At 71.9% G+C, this 16,605-nt stretch carries 14 protein-coding genes; 6 read left to right on the forward strand and 8 right to left on the reverse strand.

The annotated features are described in order from the left end of the window. Window positions 1-58: 58 nt before the first annotated feature. A complete protein-coding gene (locus tag ACLIBK_RS10785; protein ID WP_415387262.1) occupies window positions 59-508 on the reverse strand; it encodes a DUF3429 domain-containing protein in 450 nt (149 codons plus the stop codon). Beyond that, window positions 501-3,326, reverse strand: coding sequence for a glycosyltransferase (locus tag ACLIBK_RS10790; RefSeq protein ID WP_415387263.1), 2,826 nt, complete (start codon window positions 3,324-3,326; stop codon window positions 501-503). Before ACLIBK_RS10790 ends, ACLIBK_RS10785 begins: the two co-directional genes overlap by 8 nt. Window positions 3,327-3,553: 227 nt before the next feature. On the opposite strand from ACLIBK_RS10790, the gene ACLIBK_RS10795 reads away from it, so the two are divergent. Then, entirely contained in the window at window positions 3,554-4,855 is a 1,302-nt protein-coding gene (locus ACLIBK_RS10795) for a hemolysin family protein (RefSeq protein ID WP_415387264.1), read from the forward strand. A gap of 30 nt (window positions 4,856-4,885) precedes the next feature. Here ACLIBK_RS10795 and ACLIBK_RS10800 read toward each other — a convergent pair whose 3' ends face one another. The 4 genes from ACLIBK_RS10800 to ACLIBK_RS10815 all read right to left on the reverse strand — a co-directional run bounded on the left by ACLIBK_RS10800 (window position 4,886) and on the right by ACLIBK_RS10815 (window position 7,169). After that, the gene (locus tag ACLIBK_RS10800) at window positions 4,886-5,413 is read right to left on the reverse strand and encodes a DUF4142 domain-containing protein (protein WP_415387265.1); all 528 of its coding nucleotides are present in this window, start codon (window positions 5,411-5,413) and stop codon (window positions 4,886-4,888) included. 264 nt (window positions 5,414-5,677) lie between these two features. Beyond that, the gene (locus ACLIBK_RS10805) at window positions 5,678-6,226 is read right to left on the reverse strand and encodes a DUF4142 domain-containing protein (protein WP_415387266.1); all 549 of its coding nucleotides are present in this window, start codon (window positions 6,224-6,226) and stop codon (window positions 5,678-5,680) included. A 99-nt stretch (window positions 6,227-6,325) separates the two neighbouring features. Further along, window positions 6,326-6,814, reverse strand: coding sequence for a xanthine phosphoribosyltransferase (gene gpt, locus ACLIBK_RS10810; protein WP_415387267.1), 489 nt, complete (start codon window positions 6,812-6,814; stop codon window positions 6,326-6,328). Window positions 6,815-6,827: 13 nt separating this feature from the next. Continuing rightward, on the reverse strand, window positions 6,828-7,169 hold the full coding sequence (locus ACLIBK_RS10815; RefSeq protein WP_415387268.1) for a tRNA-binding protein: 342 nt from the start codon (window positions 7,167-7,169) through the stop codon (window positions 6,828-6,830). Window positions 7,170-7,358: 189 nt separating this feature from the next. On the opposite strand from ACLIBK_RS10815, the gene ACLIBK_RS10820 reads away from it, so the two are divergent. Continuing rightward, entirely contained in the window at window positions 7,359-8,975 is a 1,617-nt protein-coding gene (locus ACLIBK_RS10820; protein WP_415387413.1) for a gamma-glutamyltransferase family protein, read from the forward strand. 45 nt (window positions 8,976-9,020) lie between these two features. After that, window positions 9,021-9,503 carry an O-acetyl-ADP-ribose deacetylase gene (locus ACLIBK_RS10825; protein ID WP_415387414.1) on the forward strand — a complete coding sequence of 161 codons (483 nt, stop codon included), beginning with the start codon at window positions 9,021-9,023 and terminating at the stop codon, window positions 9,501-9,503. 172 nt (window positions 9,504-9,675) lie between these two features. Here ACLIBK_RS10825 and ACLIBK_RS10830 read toward each other — a convergent pair whose 3' ends face one another. Together ACLIBK_RS10830 and ACLIBK_RS10835 are read right to left on the reverse strand one after the other, a co-directional pair. Next, on the reverse strand, window positions 9,676-9,951 hold the full coding sequence (locus tag ACLIBK_RS10830) for a hypothetical protein (RefSeq protein WP_415387269.1): 276 nt from the start codon (window positions 9,949-9,951) through the stop codon (window positions 9,676-9,678). 127 nt (window positions 9,952-10,078) lie between these two features. Further along, window positions 10,079-10,333, reverse strand: coding sequence for an Lrp/AsnC ligand binding domain-containing protein (locus ACLIBK_RS10835; protein ID WP_415387270.1), 255 nt, complete (start codon window positions 10,331-10,333; stop codon window positions 10,079-10,081). A gap of 295 nt (window positions 10,334-10,628) precedes the next feature. On the opposite strand from ACLIBK_RS10835, the gene ACLIBK_RS10840 reads away from it, so the two are divergent. From ACLIBK_RS10840 to ACLIBK_RS10850, 3 genes are all read left to right on the forward strand, one after another. Then, entirely contained in the window at window positions 10,629-11,744 is a 1,116-nt protein-coding gene (locus ACLIBK_RS10840; protein WP_415387271.1) for an efflux RND transporter periplasmic adaptor subunit, read from the forward strand. A 13-nt stretch (window positions 11,745-11,757) separates the two neighbouring features. Further along, entirely contained in the window at window positions 11,758-14,880 is a 3,123-nt protein-coding gene (locus ACLIBK_RS10845) for an efflux RND transporter permease subunit (protein ID WP_415387272.1), read from the forward strand. Between the two features lie 118 nt (window positions 14,881-14,998). After that, a complete protein-coding gene (locus ACLIBK_RS10850) occupies window positions 14,999-16,504 on the forward strand; it encodes an amidohydrolase family protein (protein ID WP_415387273.1) in 1,506 nt (501 codons plus the stop codon). Window positions 16,505-16,605: the final 101 nt, after the last annotated feature.

Here is a 16,605-nt window from a genome sequence, read left to right on the forward strand (position 1 = left end):
GGCGCTCAGTGCGGCACCTTAACGAAGACTTAAGCCGTCCCGTTGCATGAGGCAAATCTTATTGGCCGAGAAATTCCCCGGCCAGCAGCAGCAGCCCCGCCCCGATCGACAGGATCCAGCGCAGCCGCACCCAGCGCGGCGACACTGCGCCGCCCGTCGCCGCCACCGCCTCGCCCGCCGCCGTGAGCAGGATCGCCGCCGCCAGCACCGCGGCCGCCGTGGCGGGCTGCAGCTGCAGCGCCACGGCCGCCACCAGCGAGGGCACCACGCCCAGCCCGAAGCGCGGCCAGTCCCAGCCCGCCTCCGCCTCGGGCGCCCGCAGCGCCGCGCCCCAGTGCACCGCGCCCAGGAAGCTCAGGATGCTGGCGCCGTAACCCACCAGCCAGGGGCGCGCCCAGTCCTCCCCCGCGGCCGCCAGGGCGGCGAGGCCGGCGAAGGGCAGCAGCCCCGCCAGCCCCAGCAGCGTCGCGGCGGCCGGCAGGCGCCAGCCGCCCGGGCCTTCAGTCACCACCGCTGCGCGCCATGGCCTGCCCGGCCGCCGAGGTGGCGGACACCGCCCCCGGCACCGCCGCGCTGCGCGACGCCGGCAGCGCCGCCATCACGGCCATGGTGGTCGCCGCCAGATACGGCACGGACTGCACCAGCAGGATCACGGTCCACAGCACGGCTTCCCAGGTTCCGCCCCGGTGTACGGCGGTGATGCCGACTGCCGCCATCCACAGCAGCGCGAGCAGGATCAGCTCCTCGCGCGCCGTGGCCAGGCCCTGCACCAAGGCGGGGGCATTGGCCATCTTGGGCGTGCGGGCGAAATGCGCCCGGCGCTTGAACAGCCCCTGCCACACCGCCTTGCCGATGGTGTGGGTCAGCGCCAAGCCGCCCAGCGCCGCCGCCAGCCGATCACCGGCGCCGCAGGCCACGCGCGCGGCATACAGCGTCCAGATCTGGAACAGCTTGAAGCCGAACAGGCCGAGGCTGGGCAGCATGAACAGCAGGATGGGGAACTCGTTGCTCATCCCCACCGCCTGCGCCGCCGTCCGCAGCGCGGTCCAGAAGCCAGCGCCGATGCCGAAGCCCGCCAGTGCCTCGTGCAGTTCGGGATAGGCGAGGGGGTTGCTGATCGGCAGCAGGATCAGCCCCAGCGACCAGAACAACCCGCCCAACACGAAGGCCAGCCCCAGCGCGTCGCCGAACCAGGGCATCCAGCCCATTACGAAGTGGAAGCGCTGGCCCTGGGACAGGGACCGGTCGAAGGGGTTTAGCAGCGCCCGCCAGTGGCCCTTGACGATCTGCATCGCGCCGAAGGCCCAGCGGTGCCGCTGCTTGCGATAGGCGGCGAAGTCGTCCGGCATCACGCCGCGGCCCATGCTGTCCGGGCAGTACACGGCTTCCCAGCCCTGCCGCATCAGCTTCAGGCCGAGCTCGCTGTCCTCGCAGATGCACCATTCCGCCCAGCCGCCGGCGCCTTCCAGCGCGCTCCGGCGGATCAGCGTCATGGTGCCGTGCTGGATGATGGCGTTGCGCTCGTTGCGGGTGACCATGCCGGCGCGGAAGAAGCCGGCGTACTCCCAGAACATCACCCGCTTGAACCAACCCTCATGCGCGTCGCGGTAGTCCTGCGGCGACTGGGTGAAGCCGACCTCCGGCCGGTCGAAGAAGGGCGCCATGCGGCGCAGCCAGTCCGGCCGCACGGCGTAGTCGCTGTCCAGCACGCCGATCACCGTGGCGTCCGCCGCCGTTTCCCGCAGCGCGAAGTTCAGCGCCCCCGCCTTGAAGCCCTTCCACCGGCCGAGATGGAAGAAGCGGAACTTCGGCCCCAGCCGGGCGCAATGCTCCGCCACCGGTTCCCACAGCGCCGGGTCGGTGGTGTTGTTGTCCACCACCAGCACCTCGAAATCGGGGTAGTCCAGCGCGGCCAGCGCATCCAGCGTGTCGCGCACCATCTGCGGCGGCTCGTTGCAGATGGGCAGGTGCAGCGACACCTTGGGCAGCGCCGCGCCCGTGGCAGCGGGCAGGGCGGGCCAGCGCCGCTTGCTCACCCGGCCCCAGACGGTTTCCGCCAGCTCGAAGCTGTCGCTCAGCAGCAGCGCCAGTAGCAGCAGCTGGCCGGCGATCAGCACGCTCCAAACGGCGCCGGCGCTGGCGGACAGGTAGGTCTCGCTCATCGCCAGGACCACCAGCGTGGTGCCCGTCGTGAACAGCTGCGCCAGCCCGGCCATCAGCAGCTTGCCGGGCAGCCGGATATCCGGGCGGCGGGCCAGGAAGAACAGGCTGGCGGCAAAGGCGAAGAAGCTCGCCCCCAGCGCCCAGCCGGCCCAGCCCGGCGTTTCCTGCACCGCGCCCACCATCGGCCACTTCGCCTGCCGGTCCAGGTCCAGCATGCCCCAGTAGCCGGCGGCGCGGCCCTCGAAGCTCACCTTCCAGGGCTGGTCGAAAGCCTCCATCACGAAGTAGTCGAGCCCGCGCCGCTCAGCGATGTTGAAGAACTTGCGCAGGAACATCGCCTGGTTGACGCGCGTGGCCCGCGCCGCGCCGATGTCGCGTCCGTCGGACGGCCAGCCGACCTCGCCGATCACCACGGGCTTGCCGGGGAAGCGCGCCTGCACGGCGTCGAACTTCTCCATGATGAAGTCCAGCGCCGCGTCCACCGGCAGACCTTCCCAGTAGGGCAGCAGGTGGATGGTGATGAAGTCCACGGCCTCGCCCAGCTCGGGGTGGTCGAGCCAGACGTGCCAGGGCTCGGCGGTGGACACCGGCTGGCGCACCTGCCGGCGCACCTGCTGCACGTAGCCGGCCAGCTGCTGCGCGCTGAGGTCGCCGCGCAGCACCGCCTCGTTGCCCACCAGCACGCGGTCGACGTTGCGCGATTCCCGCGCCACCTGCACCAGCGAGCGGATCTCCGCCGCGTTGCGGTCCAGCCGGCGGTCGAGCCAGGAGCCCAGCGTCACCCGCAGGTCCAGCCCGCTGTTCCAGGCGAGCTGCGGGATGCGCTCCAGCCCGCCATGCACGGCGTAGGTGCGCACGCGCCGGGTCAGCGGCGCCACGCGGCGCAGGTCGCCCTCGATCTGCTCGGCGGTGGGCCAGTTATTGCCTTCGGCGCTCTGCCCGCGCTGGTAGGGCGCGAAGGCCAGGCCGTTCACCTGGCCGCGGAAATCCGGCATCGCCACCGGGCGGTTCCAGGCCCACCAGGCGCCCAGATGCGCCAGGGCCACCAGCAGCAGCACCAGCAGCGTACCGGCATGCGGGGAAGAACGGCGGGGCCGCGCCCCGGACTGGGACGGCGCGGCCGTCGGGGGGGACCAGGGGGATTGCTCGAAACGGGCGTTCATCTCGGGTCCGGCGTCACACCGCGGCGGTCCCGTTCCGGACGACGCGCCCCCCGGCGGGTCCGGGCGGCGCGGCCGATTCGAGGACCTCGCGTAGTCCTGATGAAACGAAGCGGCTGCGGCGCCGGTCGGCCGCAAATGGGGCATTTTTGCGGCGCAACAAAAAACCGCCGTGTCCCGCAACCCTCGGGTGCTACCCCGCCGTGCACGCCTCCCCTAAACAACCGCGCATGTCCGCGCTGATCGAGATCGGGATTATCCTCGTGCTGGTGCTGCTCAACGGCGCCTTCGCGATGGGGGAGCTGGCAGTGGTTTCCGCCCGGCGCGCCCGGCTGCTGGCGCTGCAGCGCAACGGCCGCGTCGGCGCCACCGCGGCGCTGGCGATGGCCGAGAACCCCGAGCGCATGCTGCCCACGGTGCAGATCGGCATCACGCTGGTGGGCATCCTGGCCGGCGCCTTCGGCGGCGCCCGGCTGTCCGCGTCCCTGCAAGGACCGCTGTCGCAGATCCCGGGCCTGGCACCCTATGCCGACAACCTCGCCTTCGGGCTGGTGGTGCTGGCCATCACCTACCTGTCGCTGATCCTGGGCGAGCTGGTGCCCAAGACCCTGGCGCTGCGCGACCCCGAAGGCATCGCCTGCACCCTGGCCCGGCCGCTGGCGGTCGTGTCGCGCGTCGCCTCGCCGGCCGTGTGGCTGCTCAGCGGCTCCTCCACCCTGGTGCTGAAGCTGCTCGGCGCCTCGCGCCCGGTGGAACAGTCGGTGACGGAAGAGGAGGTGAAGGCCGTGGTGGCCGAAGGCGCCGAGGCCGGCGCCCTGGAAGACGAGGAGCGCCACATGATCGAGCGCGTCCTCCGCCTCGCCGACAAGCCCGTGCGCGCCCTGATGACCCCGCGCACGGAGGTGGAATGGCTCGACCGCGCCGACCCGCCGGACCAGCTCGCGGCCCGGCTGCGCGGCAGCGGCGTCACCCGCTTCGTGGTGGCGGATGGGCGGGTGGATAACGTGGTGGGGCTGGTGGTTACCAAGGACCTGCTGGACCAGCTGCTGGCCGGGGAGCCGCTGTCCCTGGCCCAGGCGCTGCGGCAGCCCATGGTGCTGCCCGACAACCTGCCGGCCCTGGACGCGCTGGAACGGATGCGCGCCGACCGGCTGGGCATGGCCCTGGTGATGGACGAATACGGCTCCTTCGAGGGCGTGGTCACTGCCTCCGACCTGCTGGAAGCCATCGTGGGCGAGCTGGGCGGCGAGCCGGCGCCGGAACCCGGCCGGGCCGAGCAGGAGGAGGAAGGCAGCCTGATGCTGGACGGCATGATGCCGTCGGATGAACTGAAGGCCCGGCTGGACCTGCCGGCGCTGCCGCAGGAAGGCAGCTACCACACGGTGGGCGGGCTGATCCTGGCGCTGCTGCGCCGCGTGCCCAAGGCCGGGGACCGCATCGTCTGGTCCGGCTGGCAGTTCGAGGTGGTGGAGATGGACGGGCGGCGCGTCGACACCGTGCGTGCCTCGCGCGAGGAAGCGGCGGCCGGCTGAATGCCCCGGCCGCCGCGGCAGCGTGCCGCCTCAGCGCGCCGCCAGCATCCCCGCCAGCATCTTCATGTGCTCGTCGATCCGGCCCAGGGCGAGGCTGGCCAGCACCCGGTCGGGCAGCGGCGCGGCGGTGGAGCGCACCATCGCGTTGTAGACGTTGGCCGCTTCCTGATGCGCGGTCATCTGCGCTTCCACGAAGAGCGGCTCGAAGCCATTCTCGGTGGCGCTGGTCAGGCGCTGCAGCAGCATCGTCTTGTCCGGCGTCAGCGCCGGCGGGGCCACCTGGTAGCCCGCCAGCTGCAGCGTCCGCATGATGCCCTGCTGCTCATCCACCTCGAACTGGGCGAACTGCTTCAGCGGCGCGCGGGTCGGCTTGTCCACGGCAATCTGCGCCGACTGCATCAGGAAAGCGCCGCCCTGCAGGGCCAGGGTGCGCAGCGCGTCCGGGCTCAGGCCCTGGAGGTTCTGCTGCACGGCAGCAGGGTTGGTCTGCGCCAGGGTGGCACGGCCGAGCAGGGCGGTGCCGGCCAGGGCGACGGCGAGGGTGCGGCGGTTCAGCATGGGGGAAGTCTCCAGGAAATTGGGGGGACGCCAGCGGGGGCGGCGTCTCGGAAAAAGGATTCCCGGCGGCGGCGGTTGCCGTTCTTTCCGATCCTGCACGGCAACGTTAAGTCCCCGGCAGGCTGCAACCGCATCGCGCGACCCGCGCGCAGCAACCGCGCCGAACAAGGCCGTCGGGCGGCGGGACCGGGGCACTCGACGGCGGCCCACCGGCATCCGGCGGGCCGCAAAGGCGGGGCGGCCGGAAGAACCGCCGGCGCCGTTTCAGCGCGTGCCGTTCTGCAGCGTGTCGATCAGGATCAGGTGCTCGCGGATCGTGTTGGTGGCGAGCAGGGCGATGATCTTCACCGGCGGCGGCTGGTTGCCTTCCTGCAGGGCGGTGAACACATTCAGCGCTTCCTGGTGGCCGGCATTCATCACCTCCAGGAAGGCCGGATCGAAGGCCGCGCCGTTGGTGGTCTGCAGCCGCTGGATCGCCTGGCGCTTCTCGGGCGGCAGTTCCGGCGTCGGCTTGCCCGGCTCGTGGCCGGCGATGCGCATGGCCTCGGCGATGCCGTCCTGCTCGCGCGCCTCGAACTGGGCGAAGCGCTTCACCTCCGGCCGCTGCGCCTTTTCCATGCCGATCCGCGCGGCCTGGAGCAGGAAGGACCCGCCGGCATGCGCCATGTCCATCACCCGGGCGGGGTCGAGGTTGGTCAGGGTGCCCGGCGGCGAGGCCGGATTCTGCGCCATGACGCCGCTGACCAGCGTGCTCTGGGCGGCCAGGATGGTGCCGCCGGCAATGGCCAGCGTCAGGGTGCGTCGGTCGAACATGCCGTGGGTTTCCTCGGGCTGGGGCACGCGCGGTGCCGAACAGGCCAGGGAAACGGCGGCCGGGGAGAGAGGGTTCCCCGCGCCGCTTTCAGGAAAGCGTCAGCGCGCGGCGGTCTTGGCCAGCGGCGCGACGAATTGCGGCTCCGTGTCCCAGGGGAACAGGATCCAGGTGTCCTGGCTGACCTCGGTCACGAAGGTGTCCACGACAGGCTTGCCGGCGGGCTTGGCATAAACGGTGGCGAAATGCGCCTTGGGCAGGATGGTGCGCACCACCTTGGCCGTGGTGCCGGTGTCCACCAGGTCGTCCAGCAGCAGCCAGCCTTCGCCGTCGCCGGCCGCATCGGGCGACTTGACGACGTTGGGGGTGCCGCGCTGCTCCTCGTCGTAGGTCACCACCGACACGCTCTCGATCAGCCGGCATTCCAGCTCGCGCGCGATGATCGCGGCCGGGATCAGCCCGCCGCGGGTGATGGCGACGATGCCCTTCCAGGGGCCGCCATCGGGTCCCTTGTCCATCAGCCGCCAGGCCAGCGCCTTGGCGTCGCGGTGCAGCTGGTCCCAGCTCACGATGTAGTAGCGCGGCGGCATGAAGCTCGATCCCTCAGAAGAGCCGCGCGCCGTTCGGCACGGGCTGGTCGGGCCGCAGCAGCACCACGGCCCCGTTCTCGTCCGGCACGCCCAGCACCAGCACTTCGCTCGGGAAGCCCGCGATGCGGCGCGGCGCGAAGTTCACCACCGCCAGCACCTGCCGCCCCACCAGCCCGGCCGGCTCGTAGTGCACGGTGACCTGCGCGGAAGACTGCTTCACGCCGATCTCCCCGCCGAAATCCACCCAGAGCTTGATCGCCGGCTTGCGTGCCTCGGGAAAGGGTTCGGCACGCAGCACCGTGCCGGCGCGGATCTCGATCCGGTCGAATTCCTCGATCGTCGCGGGGGCGGCCATGGATGTTCCCCTAGCCGAGCCGCCGCGGCCCGGAAAGGGGGCAAGGGGCAGGGCAGGGCGGCCAGCGGCCCCGGGAAAGGTGGACCGGAAAAGGGGGCATGCCCCGCGGTTGCTGGCCCGGTCCCCGCGTGGCAGCGTCGGGCGGTGCATGCGGGCGTGTTGCCCGACAAACGTGAAGGGCCCGCCGTGATCCGCGATTTCCACAGCCCCGGCCGTAGCCCGGCGATCTCCGCCAATGGCATGGCCGCCACCTCCATGACCGCCGCCACCCTGGCCGCGCTGGACATCCTGCGCGCCGGCGGCAACGCCATGGACGGCGCCATCGCCGCCGCGGCCGTGCTGGCGGTGATCGAGCCGCAGAGCACCGGCATCGGCGGCGACTGCTTCTGCCTCTACGCCCCCGCCGGCACCGGCGAGGTGGTGGCGCTGAACGGTTCCGGCCGTGCCCCCGCCGCCGCCACGCCCGAGGCCCTGCGCGCCGCCGGGCTGACGGAGATGGTCAACACGTCGGCCCATTCCGTCACTGTGCCCGGCGCGATCTCCGCCTGGGACCTGCTCTCGCGCACGCATGGCCGGCTCGGGCTGGACGCGCTGCTGCAGCCCGCCATCCGCTTCGCCGAGGACGGCCACCCCGTCACGCCCCGCGTCGCCAGCGACTGGGCGAGTTCGGCGGCCAAGCTGGCGCGCCACCCCGCCGCCGCGCGGCACTTCCTGGTGGACGGCAAGGCCCCCGGCGTGGGCGACATCTTCCGCAACCCCGCCCTGGGCAGCACGCTGCGCGCGATCGCCCGCGACGGCGCGGCCGCCTTCTACACCGGCGCCATCGCGGCCGACATGGTGAACGCGCTGCGCGAGGCTGGCGGCCTGCACACGGAAGCCGATTTCGCCGCCGGCCAGCACGTCGCCGAATTCGTGCAGCCGATCCGCACGAGCTGGCGCGGCATGGAGGTGTTCCAGTGCCCGCCCAACGGTTCGGGCATGCTGGTGCTGATGCTGCTCAACATCCTCGGCGGCTTCGAAACCCCTGCCGCCGGCCCGCTCTCGGTCGAGCGCCTGCACCGCCACATCGAGGCCGCCCGCTTCGCCTACCGCGACCGCGACGCCTTCCTGGCCGACCCATCCCAGGTCGAGGTGCCGGTGGAGCACCTCTGCTCCCCCGCCTATGCCGACGCCGTGCGCGCCCTGATCCGCGACGACCGCGCCCTGCCGGAACTGCCGCCGGCCGGAGAACCCTCCGGCTCCGCCGACTGGGTCCGCCACAAGGACACCGTCTACCTCTGCGTGGTGGACCGGGACGGCAACGCCTGCTCCTTCATCAACTCCCTCTTCGAGGGCTTCGGCTCCGGCATCCTGGCCGAGAAGTCGGGCGTGATGCTGCAGAACCGCGGCTTCGGCTTCCGGCTGCAGGAAGGCCACCCCAACTGCATCGCCCCCAACAAGCGCCCGCTGCACACCATCATCCCCGGCATGGTGATGCAGAACGGCCGCCCCATCATGCCCTACGGCGTGATGGGCGGGCACTTCCAGCCGATGGGGCAGACCCTGTTCCTGAGCAACCACTTCGAGTTCGGCCTGGACCCGCAGGCGGCGCTGGACCTGGCGCGGCTCTTCCCGACGGGCGGCAAGATCCAGGTGGAGAAGGGCATCCCTGGCGCCGCGATCACCGGGCTGGAACGCCTCGGCCATGCCTGCTCGCTGATCGACAAGCCGCATGGCGGCGGCCAGGCCATCCTGATCGACCATGAGCGCGGCGTGCTGATCGGCGGCTCCGACCCGCGCAAGGACGGCGTCGCGCTGGGCTACTGACCCCGGCGCCCGCCCGGGGCCGCGAAGGAGGACAGAACCGTGCCGATGCGTGCCCTGCGCGTGGACATCACCACCCTGGCGGTGGACGCGATCGTCAACGCCGCCAACACCGCCCTAGCCGGCGGCGGCGGGGTGGACGGCGCGATCCACCGCGCCGCCGGGCCGGAACTGCTGCGCGCCTCCCTCGCCCTGGCGCCTTGCCCGACCGGGCAGGCCCGCATCACCCCGGGCTTCCGGCTGCCCGCCCGCCACGTCATCCACGCGGTGGGCCCGGTCTGGCGCGGCGGCGGGTCGGGGGAGGCGGAGCTGCTGGCCAGCTGCTACCGCGAGAGCCTCGCCCTGCTGCGGCGGGCCGGCGGCCGCAGCATCGCCTTTCCCGCCATCTCCACCGGCATCTACGGCTTCCCGCCCGCTCCGGCCGCCCGCATCGCGGTCGGCACGGTGCGCCCGGAGGCGGCGGAGCTGGACATCACCTTCGCCTGCTTCGACGCCGCCACCCTGGCGCTCTACGAGGCCGAGCTGACGTAGAGGCGGGCTCCGGAAAGCCGGGGGGAAGTATCCCCCCGGACCCCCTTCTATTTTCGGGAGTCTTCGGGGGCGCCGGTGGTCACCGGAGTGCTCTTACTCCCGAAAGAAGGAGGGGGTCCGGGGGAGTTCACTCCCCCGGCCTTCCCAACCCCTCCAGCCGCAGGACCGCCCCTTACCAGCGCCCACCGCGGCCATAGCCCTGGGCATAGGAGGACCGGCCATAGCCGCCCCGCCCGTAGCCGCCCCCGCCGTCGTAGCGGCGCGAGGACCGGTAGCCGTGCCGCGGCCCGTCATCGGAGGCCGCCCCCGCGATCAGCGCCCCGGCCAGCCCGACGCCGGCGCCCAGCGCCAGGGTGCTGCCCCAGTCGGTCGAGCCGTCCGGATGCTGGCAGGCCGCGGTGCCCAGGCAGGCGGCCAGGGCGAGGGCGGGAAGGAAGCGCATGCGCATGGTGTGGGACCTCCGGTACGCCCACCATGAAACGTTGCGCCTGCGGCACGCCCGCGGCGCGATCCGGGCCGCAGCGGGGCAGCCCGGGGCCATTTCATGGCAACCGCCCGCGGCAGCGGGCCGGGCGTCAGCGCTCCTCCGCGGTGAAGGCGTTGAAGGTCTGGATCGTGTAGGTGTCCTTCACCCCCGGCACGGTCTGCACCTTCTCCACCACGAAGAGGCCGATATCCTGGTCCGCTTCCAGGTAGAACTTGCCCAGCAGGTCGTACTGCCCGCTGGTGGAATGCATCTCCGACAGTTCCGGCATCCCGTCCGCCATGTCCCGCGCCACGCGGTAGGACTGCCCCATCTCGCACTTGATTTGTACGAAGATCGCCCGCACGCCCGCTCTCCCCCGGTTTCCGGTCCCGCCGCACCGGCGGCGGCCATCCCGGCAGCCTAGCAGAAGCGCCCGCCCAGGACCCGGCCGGCCCGGCGGATTGCGGGCGGCGCGGGGCAGCCCGAAGCGCCGCGCCGGTTGCGAGCCTCACACGGGCAGGTACCGGTTCCGCCGGAACACTCCCCCGGCCCGGCGGAAATCGACAGCTGTCGGATGGATTTTCTGAAACAATTCTCACAAAGGCTTGCGACGCCGCGGCGCCATTCCGCATAAGCGAGCCAGTTTTCCTGGCGGAACCATGCGGGCTCGAACTCAATTGCTGATCCTGGCCGCCCTGGCGGCCGCGGGTGCGGGGTGGCAGGTCTACGGCCCCCGCTACGGGCTGCCGCGCCCGCTCGCCCTGATCGGGCTGGAAGCGGCCCCCGCCGCCCAGGCCGCGCGCAACGCCGGGGGCGGCCCCACCAACGTCGCCGTGGCCCCCGTCCGCACCGGCACGGTGACGGAACGCACGGAAAGCGTCGGCACCGTGCGCGCCCGCGACGCCGTGACCATCACCGGCAAGGTCACCGGCATGATCACCGCCGTGCGCTTCACCGAAGGCCAGAAGGTCCGGGAAGGCGAACCGCTGATCCTGCTGGACGACGCCGCCCTGCGCGCCGAGCTGGACCAGGCCCGCGCCCAGCTGGACGATGCCCGCTCGCAGCTGCAGCGCGCCCAGCGCCTCGTCGCCGGCCAGTCCATCGCCGAGCAGCGGGTGGACACCCTGGCCGCCGTGGCCCGCCAGGCCGAGGGCCGTGTCCGCCAGGCCGAGGCCAAGATGAACGAGATGCGGATCACCGCGCCCTTCGCCGGCCGGGTCGGGCTGCGCCAGGTCAGCCTGGGCGCCCTGATCCAGCCCGGCACGGTGATCACCACCCTGGACGACACCGCCCGCGTCCGGGTCGAGTTCTCCGTGCCCGAGCTCTACGTCGCCCGCGTCCGCCAGGGCAGCCGCGTCACGGCCCGCTCCGCCGCGTTCGGCGACCGCCGCTTCGTGGGCCAGGTGGCGGTGGCCGACACCCGCATCGACGCCGCCACCCGCACCGTCCGCCTGATCAGCGAGTTCGACAACGCCGACGAGGCGCTGCGCCCCGGCCTGTTCCTGACGGTGGAACTGCTGCTGGAAGAACGCCCTGGCGCCCTGCTGATCCCCGAGGAAGCCCTGGACCCCGTGGGCGACCGCGCCTTCGTGTTCGTGGTGCGCGGCGACCGCGCCAAGCGGGTGGAGATCGCCCTCGGCCAGCGCCTGCCCGGGGAGGTGGAGGTGCGCTCCGGCCTCGCCGCCGGCGACATGGTGGTGGTGCGCGGCATCCAGCGCCTGCGCAACGACGCCCCCGTGCGCGTCACCGAGACCATGACCCGTCCCACCAGCTGAAGGCCACGCCGCCATGGTGTTGAGCGACGTTTCCATCAAGCGCCCGGTTTTCGCCACCGTGGTCAGCCTGCTGCTGGTGGTGCTGGGCGCCTTCAGCCTGCTGCGCCTGCCGGTGCGCGAATACCCCGCCATCGACCCGCCGATCGTGTCCGTCACCACCACCTATGCCGGCGCCTCGGCGGCGGTGGTGGACACCCAGATCACCGAGCTGATCGAGGCCGCGGTGGCCGGCATCGAGGGCGTCAAGGTGATGTCGTCGCAGAGCCGCGACGAGCGCTCCCAGGTCACGCTGGAATTCCGCCTCAACCGCAACGTGGACGCCGCGGCCAACGACGTGCGCGACAAGGTCGCCCGCGCCGCCGCCCGCCTGCCCGAACAGGCCGACACCCCCGTGGTGGCCAAGGTGGACGGCGACAGCCGCCCGATCCTCTGGGTCGCGCTGACCTCCGACCGCTTCTCGGGCATGGAGCTGACGGAGATCGCCCGCTCCCGCTTCAACGACCGCCTCGCCATCGTGGAAGGCGTGGCGCAGGTGCTGATCCAGGGCGAGCGCAAGTATTCCATGCGCATCTGGCTGGACCGCCAGGCCCTGGCCGCCCGCGGCATGACCGTGCAGGACGTGGAAGACGCCATCCGGCGCGAGAACGTCGAACTCCCCGGCGGCCGCATCGAGAGCACGCAGCGCGAGCTGACGGTGCGCACCGACACCCGCCTGACCCAGCCCGACGAGTTCCGCCGCATCGTGCTGTCGCGCACCGCCACCGGCGCCCAGGTGCTGCTGGGCGACGTGGCCGATGTCGAGATCGCGCCCGAGGACACGCGCGGCGAATACCGCATCAACGGCAAGCCCGGCATCGGCCTCGGGATCCAGCGCCAGAGCACCGCCAACACGCTCTCCGTCGCCGACGGCGTCAAGGCCGAGGTCGCGCGCATCGCCGAAACCCTGCCCGAAGGCATCAACGTCGAGATCGGCTACGACGAGAGCCAGTTCATCGCGCAGTCCATCTTCGAGGTGGAGCACGCCCTGATCACCGCCCTGGTGCTGGTGGTGGTGGTGATCTTCCTGTTCCTGCGCTCCTTCCGCGCCACGCTGATCCCCGCCGTGGCCATCCCCGTTTCCATCATCGCGAGCTTCATCGCCATGGCGGCGATGGGCTTCTCGGTGAACGTGCTGACGTTGCTGGGGCTGGTGCTGGCCATCGGCCTGGTGGTGGACGACGCCATCGTGGTGCTGGAAAACGTCCACCGCCGCATCGAGGAAGGCGAGCCTGTCCTGCTCGCCTCCATCCGCGGCTCGCGCGAGATCGCCTTCGCGGTGATCGCCACCACCCTGGTGCTGGTGGCCGTCTTCGTCCCGCTCTCCTTCATGGGCGGCAACACCGGCCGCCTCTTCTCCGAGTTCGGCTTCGCCCTCGCGGCCTCGGTGCTCTTCTCCGGCCTGATCGCGCTGACGCTGACGCCGATGATGTGTTCCAAGCTGCTGCAGCCGCACCAGGGCGAAACCTGGCTGGTGCGGCTGACGGAGCCCTTCTTCCTGGGCCTCAACGGCGGGCTGCGCTGGACGCTGGCCCGCGCGCTGCGGGCGCCGATCCTGGTGCTGGGCGCTTCCGCCCTGCTCTGCGCCGTGGGCGTCGCGCTGTTCGGGGCCCTGCCCAAGGAATTCGCCCCCGTGGAGGACCGCGCCACGGTGATCATCCCGATGACCGCGCCGGAAGGAGCCTCCTTCAACTACACCCGCCAGCAGGTCCAACTGGCCGAGCAGGTGATGGAGCCCTACCTGCGCAACGGCGACGCGGTGGTGGTGTTCTCCACCCTGGGCGGCTTCACCCGTCCGCCGCAGGGCAACCAGGCCAACATGTTCGTCCGCCTGGCGCCCTGGGAAAGCCGCACGGTGAAGCAGCAGGAGATCGTGGCGGCGGTGTTTCCGCGCATGACCGCGATCCCCGGCATGCGCGCCTTTCCGCTCAATCCGCCCTCGCTGGGCCAGCGCGGCTTCCAGCCGCCGATCCAGTTCGTGATCGGCGGGCCGGACTTCGCCACGCTGGTGCAGTGGCGCGACCGCTTCCTGGACCGCGTGCGGCAGGAACCGCGGCTGCTCAACCTCGACAGCAACTACCGCGAAACCAAGCCGGAAATCCGCGTCGACGTGGACCGCCGCAAGGCCGCCGACCTCGGCGTCTCCATCCAGGCGGTGGGCCGCACCATCGAGACCATGCTGGGCTCGCGCGAGGTCGGCTCCTACGTCGTGGGCGGCGAGGAATACAAGATCCTCCTCCAGGCGCGCGACGAGTTCCGCGCCACCCCCTACGACCTGCAGAACATCTTCGTCCGCACCGCCGGCGGCGGCCTGGTTCCCATGAGCAACGTGGTGCAGCTGGCTGAGCGCGCCCGCGCCCAATCCCTGGCGCGCGAGGACCGCACCCGCGCCATCACCATCTCCGCCACCCCCGCCGTGGGCTACTCGCTGGGTGAGGCGCTGGACTTCCTCGACGCCGCGGCGCGCGAGGTGCTGCCGCCCGACGCCCGCATCTCCTATCGCGGCCAGAGCCTGGAATTCCGCGAGAGCGGCAGCAGCCTCTACTTCACCTTCGCCTTCGCCCTGCTGGTGGTGTTCCTGGTACTGGCGGCGCAGTTCGAGAGCTTCATCCACCCCTTCGTGATCCTGCTCTCCACCCCGCTGGCGCTGACCGGCGGGTTGCTGGCGCTCTTCGTCACCGGCCAGTCGCTCAACATCTTCTCGCAGATCGGCATGATCCTGCTGATCGGGCTGATGGCGAAGAACGGCATCCTGGTGGTGGAATTTGCCAACCAGTTGCGCGACCGCGGCATGTCCGTGCTGGAAGCGGTGCTGGAAGCCTCGGTGGTGCGGCTGCGGCCGATCCTGATGACCTCCATCGCCACGGTGCTGGGTGCCGTGCCGCTGGCCTTCGCATCCGGCGCGGGGGCGGAAAGCCGGCAGGCGCTGGGGGTGGTGATCGTGGGCGGCATCACCCTGTCCACGATCGTCACTCTCTACGCCGTGCCGGCGCTCTACCTGCTGCTGGCGCCCTATACCCGCCCGATCGGCGCGGTGGCGACCAAGCTGCGCGACCTGGAACGCGACGAGCGCGCGGTGGCGCTGCCGGCGGCGGAATAGCGCCCCGCAGCGACGGTCAGGGCGGTGCCGCCGGAACGGCACCCGCGCATGGCACGCTGATTGCCTCGCGGCGTGGGTCCCACCAACGCGCCCGCCGCACCGCCAAGGAAGTTCCGCCATGCTGACGCGCCGCACCCTCGGCCGCCAACTCGCCTGCGTGGTGCTGGGCAGCACGCTCGCCGCTCCGGCCCTCCGCCGCGCCGCGGCGCAGCCCGCCGCCGCCCCGCTCGCCGCCGCCCCGCTCGCCGCCGCCCCGCTCGCCGCGGCCCCGCCGCGCGGCCGCTACCTCGTGAAGGGCGGCGCGGTGATCACCGTGGACCCGGCGCTGGGCACGCTGCCCCGCGCCGACGTGCTGGTGAACGACGGTGTCATCGAGCGCGTCGGCCCCGACCTCGACGCGCCCGGCGCGGAGGTGATCGACGCGGCCGACTGCATCGTGATGCCCGGGCTGGTGGACAGCCACTACCACATGTGGAGCGCGCTCGGCCGCAACTACATCGGCGACGGCGGCTACGAATACTTCCAGGCCAAGAACGCCACCGCGCCGCACTACGCGCCGGCGGATTTCTACAACAGCGTCCGCCTCGGCCTGGCGGAACTCGCCAATGCCGGCGTCACCACCGTGCACAACTGGTGCAACAACACCCGCTCGCCCGAGCACGCCGATGCCGAGCTGCGCGCCCACCGCGATTCCCTGCTGCGCGCACGCTTCGCTTACGGCCACCGCGACGGGCTGCCGCGCAACGAGCTGATCAACTTCGCCGACATCGACCGCGTCCGGCGCGAATGGTTCGGCGACGCCCCGCCCTTCGAGGGGCTGGTCCATCTCGGCGTCAACCTGCGTGGCCCCGGCCAGAGCGAGGAGGCGGTGTTCTTCCGCGAGATCGGCCTGGTGCGCGAGCGCGGCCTGCCCTTCGCGACCCATGCCGGGCAGGCCGGTCCCAACCGCATCAAGGCCGCCGACTACGAACGCCGCGGCTTCCTGGGCCCCGACTTCCTGCTCTGCCACTACATCGTCGGCAGCCCCGAGGATTTCGCCGTGCTGGCGCGCACGAACACGCCGCTCTCCTTCTCCACGCATTCGGAGTTCCGGCTGGGCGCGGACGGCGACCCGCGCGCCGCGCTGATGGCCATGCGCAAGGCCGGCGTCACCCTGACCCTGTCCTTCGACGCCGCCTCCCTCACGCCGCCCAACATGTTCGAGCTGATGCGCGTGACCTGGGCCATGTCGGTGCCCTGGAAGGGCACGCCGTCGGAAGGGCAGGCGCCGCTCGGCCACCGCGAAACCATCGCCATGGCGACGATCAACGGCGCCCGCGCGCTGGGGTTGGGCGAGGTCACGGGCTCGCTGACGCCCGGCAAGCGCGCCGACCTGCTGGTGGTGCGGGCCGACGCGCTCAACACCGCGCCGATCGGCCAGATCGAGACCACCATCGTGCAGTCCGCCACCCCCGCCAACGTGGACACGGTGCTGGCCGACGGCCGCATCCTCAAGCGCGGCGGGCGGCTGGTGGCCTTCGACACCGAAACCATCGTGCGGGACGCCAAGGCCTCCTCACTGCGCGTCCGCCAGCAGACCGGCGGCGTGCTGGCGCCCCCGAACTGCCCGGGCTGCGGCGGCTGAGCCGCGGCGCCGCCGGCAACCGGCAGGCGGGGCGGGGACTGTCTGCCCCGCCCGGGAAACACTAACCTGCGCCCCGTTCGCGACGGGCAGGGAGCGCAGGG

This window comes from Roseomonas sp. BN140053, from assembly GCF_047690175.1.
GTDB lineage: Bacteria > Pseudomonadota > Alphaproteobacteria > Acetobacterales > Acetobacteraceae > Roseomonas.